The sequence below is a fragment of the Mesorhizobium sp. M1E.F.Ca.ET.041.01.1.1 genome (assembly GCF_003997355.1).
GTDB lineage: Bacteria > Pseudomonadota > Alphaproteobacteria > Rhizobiales > Rhizobiaceae > Mesorhizobium.
Window position 1 is genome coordinate 1 of the sequence record NZ_RZSL01000257.1, and the last position, 8,403, is coordinate 8,403.

Consider the following 8,403-nt stretch of genomic DNA (forward strand, 5'->3'; position numbering starts at 1 on the left):
ATGAGGGCGGCGTCGATGTTGTCGATCGAAGCGCGGTAGCCCGCCAGAATGGCGCGTGCGTCGGCCATGTCCTTCTCCTCGTTCATCGCCCCCTCACTTCTTCTTCCCCAAGCCGGGCAGCCCACCGCCGCCGAGACCCGGAAGGCCAGGCAACTTGATGCCGCCGGGCAGGCCCGGCAGTCCGCCGCCGCCGGGAAGTCCGCCGGGCAATCCGCCCGGCAAGCCTTTGCCAAGGCCGGCAGCCTGGGCCTGCTTCTGCAGGGCCTCGAGCTGGCTCGGATCCATCTTGGAGAGATCGGGCATGCCGCCGCCGGGCATCATGCCGCCGAGGCCCATTTTCGAGGCCAGGCCGCCCATCATGCCGCGCATCATGCCGCCGCCTTTGCCCTTGCCGCCCATCGCCTTCATCATGTCGGCCATGCCGCGATGCATCTTCAACAGCTTGTTGATCTCGGCCGCGTCGGTGCCGGAGCCGGAAGCGATGCGCTTCTTGCGCGAGTGCTTCAGGATGTCGGGGTTCGCCCGCTCCGCCTTGGTCATCGAGGAGATGATGGCGAGCTGGCGCCGGAACATCTTGTCGTCGAAGCCGGCGGCGTCGATGGTCTCGGCGGCCTTCTCGACGAGCGAGACGATGTCGCCCATGCCGAGGATGCGGTCGGCTATGCGCTTGGGGTGGAATTCCTCCAGCCCATCCATCTTTTCGCCGGTGCCGATCAGCTTGATTGGCTTGCCGGTTACGGCGCGCATGGAAAGCGCCGCGCCGCCGCGGCCGTCGCCGTCCATGCGGGTGAGCACCAGGCCGGTGATGCCGACGCGCTCGTCGAAGCTTTTCGCCAGGTTGACGGCATCCTGGCCGGTCAGCGAGTCGGCGACCAGCAGGATCTCGTGCGGCGACGACACCTTCTTGATGTCGGCCATTTCGACCATCAGCGGCCCGTCGATATGGGTGCGGCCGGCGGTGTCGAGGATGACGACGTCATGGCCGCCGAGCTTCGCCGCCTGGACGGCGCGCCTGGCGATGTCGACCGGGCTCTGGCCGGCGATGATCGGCAGCGTCGCGACCTTCACCTGCTCGCCGAGCTGGCGAAGCTGCTCCTGCGCGGCCGGACGCCGCGTGTCGAGCGAGGCCATCAGAACCTTCTTGTTCTGGCGCTCGGTCAGGCGCTTGGCGATCTTGGCCGAGGTCGTCGTCTTGCCGGAGCCCTGCAGGCCGACCATCATGACGACGACGGGCGCCGGCGCGTTGAGGTCGACGGCGACGCCTTCGGCGCCAAGCATGTCGACCAGCTCGTCATGGACGATCTTGACGACCATCTGTCCGGGCTTGATCGACTTCAGGACAGCCGCGCCGACCGCCTTCTCACGCACCTTGTCGGTGAAGGAACGCACCACCTCCAGCGCCACGTCCGCCTCGAGCAGCGCGCGGCGCACCTCGCGCAGCGCCGCCGAGACATCCGCCTCGGACAGCGCGCCGCGGCCGGTCAGGCCGTTCAGGATGGAGCCAAGGCGCTCTTGCAGGGACTCAAACATTGATCAAACCGCCGCGTGAAAGCGCCTTGGATTCATGCTGATCCCTGTCGGGCCTGCGGCCCTCCACGCCTCTTGTGCGCTCCTGAAGTGATTCAAACATTCTTCTTCCTTTTCTCTGGCACCCGGATGATGCCCGAGAGGTAGTGCGTTCGCGCCGGGTCGCCAAGCAAAAGCGCAAAGCCAAAAAGCACCCGGGGGCGCATCGCGCTGCCGGGTGTTGGCCTCCAGGATCTCTTTACAGCTCTTGCCTCAAAGAGGCCTCGGCGTCCTGGTCGGCTTTCGCGAAGGTGTACTCGTCGCGGAATTCGAGGGCGTCTAGACAGGAAATCGGCCGAAGAGTCAAGGCTTGGCCGAGCGAAGCTCGGTCGGATGAGGGGTGTTCCAGGGAACGCCAGCGTCGCATTCCTTCCAGCACCCCTCATCCGTCTCGGCGCTGCGCGCCGATCCACCGCCCGGCCCGTCGCAAGCTCCGGGCGTTCGAAGCTCGAAAAGCCAAGCAGTTGGCTTTTCGTCCGCTGTGCGGACCGCTTCTCACCCCACAAGGGGAGAAGGAGGAGCCCGCCCGGCTCAAGCCAGCCTCTCCCCCTCCAGAATGCGCCGGTAAAGGTCGAGATACCCTTGTGTCGTCCTGGCGATGGGAAACCGATCGGCGGCGGATTCGCGGCACTGTTGCGGCGGCAAGCCGGCAACCGCCTCCAAAGCTTGCGCGAACTCGGCATCGGTGTCGAAGAAGCGTCCGGTGGCATCGTCGACGATTTCCGGCAGCGCGCCGCGTGGCGTGGTCAGCACCGGCGTGCCGCACAGCATGGCCTCGACCGGCGCCATGCCGAACGGCTCTTCCCAGGCGATCGGGTTGAGGAAGGCCTTGGCCTCGCCGAGCAGGCGCAGCTTCTCATCGCCGTCGATGGTGCCGTGGAAACGGAAGCGGCGGCCCAGGCTCTTGAAGAAGACGCCCTGGCGGCGAACCTTCGAGCGCAGCAAAAGCTGCCAGCGCGGGCCGCCGGCGATGTCGAGCTGGAAATCGAAAGCCCTGGCGAGATCGACGGCCCGGTTGAGGTTCTTGGCGGCGCGGGCGATGCCGGCCAGAAACAGCAGCCGGTTCGTCTTGGCGGCGGACAGCCGATAGGCATCGATCGGAAAGCCGTTGTAGACGAAGGTTTCCCGCCCGTGGTTGCGCGCATGGCTGGCGCTGACGAAGCTCCAGTTCTGCTCCCGCCGCGGGAATCCCGGGGCAAAGCCGTGCATCGTGTAGAGCGCCGGACGCGACGTATCGATGTACCAGCCATTGAAGTGCACGATGTCGGTATCGGCAGGGATCGCGGCGCGGCATTCGGCCGCCGAGGACGCATGCCGCACCTCGCAAAGCGGATGGCTCGAGCCGCGACCGGCGATCAGGACGACCCGGTGGCCGAGGCGAGAAAGTTCTTTGGCCAGCCAGTCGACCTGCCGCTCGGTGCCGCCATAGCCTTTGCAGGGAATGGCTTGTTCCGCCACCAGCGTGATGCGCATCAGGTGAGCCCATCGGCTTTTTGATTGACCGTGATCCTGTCTGGTCGGTCCGGCCCGATCTTCAGCGGCGAGCGGCGATGCAGAAGCAGGAGCATCGTCAGCAAGGTGCTTGCGATGCCGATCGCGGCGATGAGAACGGCGTCCATATTCGTCCAGCCCGGGCCCTCGAGCGGCTTGGCGTTGAACAGGGCGAAGGAATTGTAGCTCTCCTGGTGCGAGATCAGCAGGAAGCCGGTCAGGTTGTTGCCGAGATGGGCGCCGAAGGCAGCGCTGAGATTGCCGGTCACATAGACCAAAAGGGTCAAAAGCAGCGCGAAGGTGGCGATCGAAACCAGCACGCAGGCATTGATGGCGAGCGTCGAGGCCGAGCTCCAATGCAGCGCGGTGAACAGAAGCCCCGGCAGCGCCGCCCAAATCAGCGGGCTGGCGAATCTGCTGGCAAGGCCGCGCAGCAGATAGCCGCGGAACAGCGCCTCCTCCGAGGAGGTCTGCAGAAAGGTAAGCAGCACGATCGGGACGAGGAAGAGCAGCCAGGACGAGAACGCGATCGATCCGCGCGCGATCTCCGGCTGCAGCCAATAGAGCAGGACCTCCGAGAACAGCGAGGTGATCAGGACCGCGACCAGGCCTTTGAGGAAACCGCCGCGCGAGATGCGGCGGCTGGCGCCGATCAGCGCCGAGAGCGGCTCGCCGTGCACGAAGCGCATCGCCACCCAGAGACCGATCCAGATGCCGGCAAACGACCCCAGCGCGGTAAGAATGCCGATGGGCGAAGCGAGGAAATCCTGGATCGGCTGTCCGGTCGACGGACCGGGAAGACGCAGAACGAGGAAGGCGTAGGTGCCGGCGACGAGCACGACGAACGTCATGGCGAGCCAGAAGAAAACCACGATCGCCGTTCCCAGCAGAAGCCGGAGCAGAGTGGTTTTTTGGTTCGGCGAGCGGCGGTAGCGCTCGAAGGCGGCATTGTCGACGGTCACGCGGGTCCCCTGCCCCAACCCTTCCGGTCGCATGATCTAGGGGATTGGCGTTTTCGGCGCAATCGTCCTTGGGGATAGTGGAAAGGGTTACCGTTCCGAGTCGCTAAAAAAACGGCCGCTCATCAGGCGGCCGCTTTCCACCACAATCCACCTGATCAGCGCATCACATAGACGATGCGGCGCGTGCCCGGATCGACCAGCGCCGGCTGGTTGTTCACATAGACGTAGCGGTAGTTGTAGTCGGGAATCTCGCGCAACTCGACCGTGTCGGGCAGCGTGGCGCCCGTCACCACTTCGCCTTCGAGATAGACCGGGTCGACCCGATGCGTGGCAACGTAAGTGCCCACCTCGGCCGGCGGCCTGGCGATCGGCTCGATCGCATCCGCATCGCCCGAAACGATGCCGCCGGTATAGTCGTCCTGCGAATAGACGTCGTCGGCCGGCGGTGACACCACGGCGATGCCGGCATCGGCCGGCCGGCGCGTGAGCACCACGCGGCTGCCGCCGAAATCACCCGTCACATAGTCGGAATAGACCCAGCCATTGCCGCCAGCTTCGGCGATGGTGCACCATTTGCTGTTCGCGATGCAGCCGGTGAGCGTTGCCGACTGGCCGGCCGCGAGCACGCCGATCACAGGATATTGCGGGCCCGGGCCGGCGCGGACATTCAAATCGGCCACGGCCGAGACCGGCGTGTCGGCAAGGGCCGCGCCCGACATGGCGAGCAGCGCGCCGGCAAGCGCCGGAAACAATACGCGTTTCATGGTTTCTCTCCGTTTTCAACGCTCCCTCGGGCTCGAAAACGAAACCAGGCCTCATGCGTTCCGGCTAAAATGCCGTCGCCGGCTCACGAATTGTTCCACCTTCTTTCGGCAGCCCGGTCAAAAGCGCATGGACGAAGGCCAGTTTTTGCGCCGTCACGTCCGAAATGACGAAAGGATAGAGATCGGGCAGCCCCATGCAGCGGTTGATCGAATTGGAGGCCTCCGACAGCACCAGCCAGCGGGCCAGCACCTTCTCGAAGGGCTCGGGCGGTGGGGTTGGCTCGGCCGGAGCCGCCTGAAGCTTTCCACCCGTGTCACCGTGGGGCAGGGCGCCGGCGTCCACCGTCTCCAGCCGGCCGAGCGGGAAATTCAGCGCATGCACCATCTCCAGCGTGTCGGTGATATGCAGATAATGGGCCCAGGTTTCAGCCCAGTCCTCCCATGGGTGGGACGTCGCGTAGGCCGAGATGTGCCGCTGCTCCCAGTCTGCCGGCGAGCCGTTGGCGTAGTAGGCCTTCAGCGCCTGCTCGTAGTCGGCCCGCTCGTCGCCGAAGAGGGCGCGGAAGGCCGAGAGCCGCCCGGGATCGTCGCGGATCAGCCGGTCCCAGTAATAATGGCCGAGCTCGTGGCGGAAATGGCCGAGCAAGGTGCGGTAATTCTCCCCCATCTCGACGCGCCTGCGTTCCCGCTCGGCGGAATCGGCTTCAGCGACATTGAGAGTGATCAGGCCGTTGTCGTGGCCGGTGAGGATGCGTTCGCCGCCCGGCCCGCCGCCGATCGAATCGGCAAGGAAATCGAAGGCGAGCCCGGCTTCGTCCTCGAGGCCGGTCTTGGGCGTGACCGGCAGCCCGAAGGCCAGCAGCGAATAGACGGCGCGTTTTTTCGCCGCCTCGACGCGGATCCAGCGCTCGCGGTTGCCGTCCACCGACAGGTCCGGGATCGTCTGGTTCAGCGCGCAGGCGCGGCAGAAGCCGTGGTCCGGCTCGGCCCGCCAGTTGCAGGCGCATTCGTCGGCATTGCCGCATGGAACGGCCTCGTCGGAAAGCACGAAATGCGCCCGCGCGGGGTCATAAAGCACAAGGCTGGAACAGTTCAGGCATTGGGCGTTCTCGAAATAGAGGCGGTGGCCGCAATGCGGGCAGTCGAACAGCTTCATCTGCTATCAACCCATGGGGACAAGGGCGGGCCTCGTGCAAACGCCGTGCGGCGCCCGGCGTTCCGATCCTATTTCGCCGCAAGCGCCGCGGAACCGGCGCCAATGATCACGACATCAACGTCTTCCATAAAGCCACCCCGCCATAATAAATGCTTGATCGTAGGCAAATTCCCCGGCAATCGCCAGCAGCGAGCGGCACGCAGCCCGTGTGGGCGGTGACAATCGGGCGTTTCACTGGCAGATTTGCAACCGGGACGTGATTCAGGCAACCAGGAGAACGATATGGCATTTTTTGCCAAGGGAAGGATTTTCGTGGCCGCGGCTGTGGCGGCACTTGGACTGGCGACGGGCGCGCAGGCGGCGGCCAGTTGCGGCAAGAACGGCGCTGGCTTCGATGCTTGGAAGCAGCAGTTCGCCGCCGAAGCGCAGGCTGAGGGCGTGGGTCAGCGGGGCCTGTCCGCGCTGGCTGGCGCGACTTATGCAACCAGGACGATCGCTGCCGACCGCGCCATCCACAAGGCGTTCAGCGGTTCGGTGGAAGCGTTCATGAAGCGCCGGGGCGGGGCCGCGATCATTTCCAGGGGCCGTGCGCTGAAGAAGCAGAACGCGGCGATGTTCGACAAGATCGAACAGAACTACGGCGTGCCGCCGGGCGTGCTGCTCGCCATCTGGGGCATGGAAACCGGCTTCGGCGCCTCGATGGGCAACCAGAACACGGTCTCGGCCATTTTGACGCTGGCCTATGATTGCCGCCGCCCGGATTACTTTACCCCGCATGCCATTGCGGCGCTCAAGCTGGTCGATCGCGGCGCGTTGAGCGCCTCGTCGGTCGGCGCCATGCATGGCGAGATCGGCCACACGCAGTTCCTTCCCGGAAATGTCCTGAAGTATGGCGTCGGCAGCGGGAACCTGCGCGACAGGAACACGGCGCTCGCTTCCACCGCCAATTTCCTCAAAGGTCATGGCTGGCACGCCGGCGCGAGCTATGAGGCGAATATGGGCGCCATCGCCGGCTGGAATTCGGCAAGCGTCTACCAGCAGGCCATCGCCCGCATCGCCGAGGCGATCGACGCCGACTGACACGGGCAGCGACCAAGCAACAAAAACCCGGCGGAAACGCCGGGTTTTTGTTTATTACACAGGAAGTTAGCGAAAGCCGGGAAAGCGGTAATCTCCCCCCTTGAGGGGGAGATGTCGCCGAAGGCGACAGAGGGGGGTCGCCGCGCGTGGGGCGCCAGCGTCGTCTCTCATCGCGCGAAAAGCGTTGGTGTTCTGTGCGAGGCGACCCCCTCTGGCCTGCCGGCCATCTCCCCCTCGAGGGGGGAGATTACCAGCCTCACCGGCGATTCCTTGCCGCAAGCGTGCGCAGCCGGAGCGCGTTGAGGCGGATGAAGCCGGCGGCGTCCTTCTGGTCGTAGGCGCCGCGGTCGTCCTCGAAGGTGACCAGCGCATCCGAATAGAGCGTCTTCTTCGACTTGCGGCCGGTGACGATGACATTGCCCTTGTAAAGCTTCAGCCGCACCGAGCCTTCGACATCCTCCTGGCTCTTGTCGATCATCGCCTGCAGCATGACGCGCTCGGGCGAGAACCAGAAGCCGTTGTAGATGAGCTCGGCGTAGCGCGGCATGAACTCGTCCTTGAGATGCGCCGCGCCACGGTCGAGCGTGATCGATTCGATCGCGCGGTGGGCGGCGATCAGGATGGTGCCGCCGGGGGTTTCATAGACGCCGCGCGACTTCATGCCGACAAAACGGTTCTCGACAAGGTCGAGGCGGCCGATGCCGTTGTCGCGGCCGAGGTCGTTGAGCGCCGCCAGCATGGTGGCCGGCGACAGCTTCTTGCCGTTGAGCGCGATCGGATCGCCCTTGAGGAACTCGATCTCGATTTCGGTGACGGCGTCCGGCGCGTCCATCGGCGAGACGGTGCGCTGGTGGACGAATTCCGGCGGCTCGCTCCACGGGTCCTCCAGCACCTTGCCCTCCGAGGAGGAGTGCAGAAGGTTGGCGTCGACCGAAAACGGCGCGTCGCCGCGCTTGTCCTTCGGCACCGGAATCTGATGCTGCTCGGCGAAGTTGATCAGGTCGGTGCGCGACTTGAATGACCAGTCGCGCCACGGCGCGATGACCTTGATGTCGGGGTTGAGCGCGTAAGCCGAGAGCTCGAAGCGCACCTGGTCGTTGCCCTTGCCGGTAGCACCGTGCGCAATTGCGTCGGCGCCCGTCTCCCTGGCGATCTCGACCAGATGCTTGGAAATCAGCGGCCGGGCGATCGAGGTGCCGAGCAGGTAGGTGCCTTCGTAAACTGCATTGGCGCGGAACATCGGGAAGACGAAGTCGGAAACGAATTCCTCGCGCACGTCGACGATGCGGATATCCTTGATGCCCATCATCTCGGCCTTGCGGCGCGCCGGCTCCAGCTCGCCGCCCTGGCCGAGATCGGCGGTGAAGGGGACGACTTCGGCGCC

General features: G+C 65.2%; 7 protein-coding genes and 1 pseudogene. 1 reads left to right on the forward strand and 7 read right to left on the reverse strand.

Annotated features, from left to right (window positions below; all coding sequences use genetic code 11):
- The 6 genes and pseudogenes from EOA38_RS41135 to EOA38_RS20360 all read right to left on the reverse strand — a co-directional run.
- Positions 1-86, reverse strand: a pseudogene (locus tag EOA38_RS41135) (chorismate mutase); the annotation flags it as partial.
- A gap of 7 nt (positions 87-93) precedes the next feature.
- Complete coding sequence (locus EOA38_RS20335; RefSeq protein WP_127300064.1) at positions 94-1,530, reverse strand: signal recognition particle protein; 1,437 nt, start codon at positions 1,528-1,530, stop codon at positions 94-96.
- Positions 1,531-2,097: 567 nt separating this feature from the next.
- A complete protein-coding gene (locus tag EOA38_RS20345; RefSeq protein ID WP_127300065.1) occupies positions 2,098-3,039 on the reverse strand; it encodes a glycosyltransferase in 942 nt (313 codons plus the stop codon).
- Positions 3,039-4,019, reverse strand: a complete 981-nt coding sequence (locus tag EOA38_RS20350; protein ID WP_127300066.1) for a CPBP family intramembrane glutamic endopeptidase — start codon at positions 4,017-4,019, stop codon at positions 3,039-3,041. The genes EOA38_RS20345 and EOA38_RS20350 overlap by 1 nt, the downstream gene beginning before the upstream one ends.
- Positions 4,020-4,174: 155 nt before the next feature.
- The gene (locus tag EOA38_RS20355; protein ID WP_127300067.1) at positions 4,175-4,783 is read right to left on the reverse strand and encodes a DUF1236 domain-containing protein; all 609 of its coding nucleotides are present in this window, start codon (positions 4,781-4,783) and stop codon (positions 4,175-4,177) included.
- Positions 4,784-4,847: 64 nt separating this feature from the next.
- A complete protein-coding gene (locus EOA38_RS20360; RefSeq protein ID WP_127300068.1) occupies positions 4,848-5,939 on the reverse strand; it encodes a putative zinc-binding metallopeptidase in 1,092 nt (363 codons plus the stop codon).
- Positions 5,940-6,221: 282 nt separating this feature from the next.
- Here EOA38_RS20360 and EOA38_RS20365 point away from each other — a divergent pair, with 282 nt between their 5' ends.
- On the forward strand, positions 6,222-7,019 hold the full coding sequence (locus tag EOA38_RS20365) for a lytic transglycosylase domain-containing protein (RefSeq protein WP_126091150.1): 798 nt from the start codon (positions 6,222-6,224) through the stop codon (positions 7,017-7,019).
- Positions 7,020-7,275: 256 nt separating this feature from the next.
- Here the strand turns inward: EOA38_RS20365 and EOA38_RS20370 are convergent.
- A partial coding sequence (locus EOA38_RS20370) for an argininosuccinate synthase (protein ID WP_127300069.1) occupies positions 7,276-8,403 on the reverse strand: 1,128 nt, incomplete at its 5' end.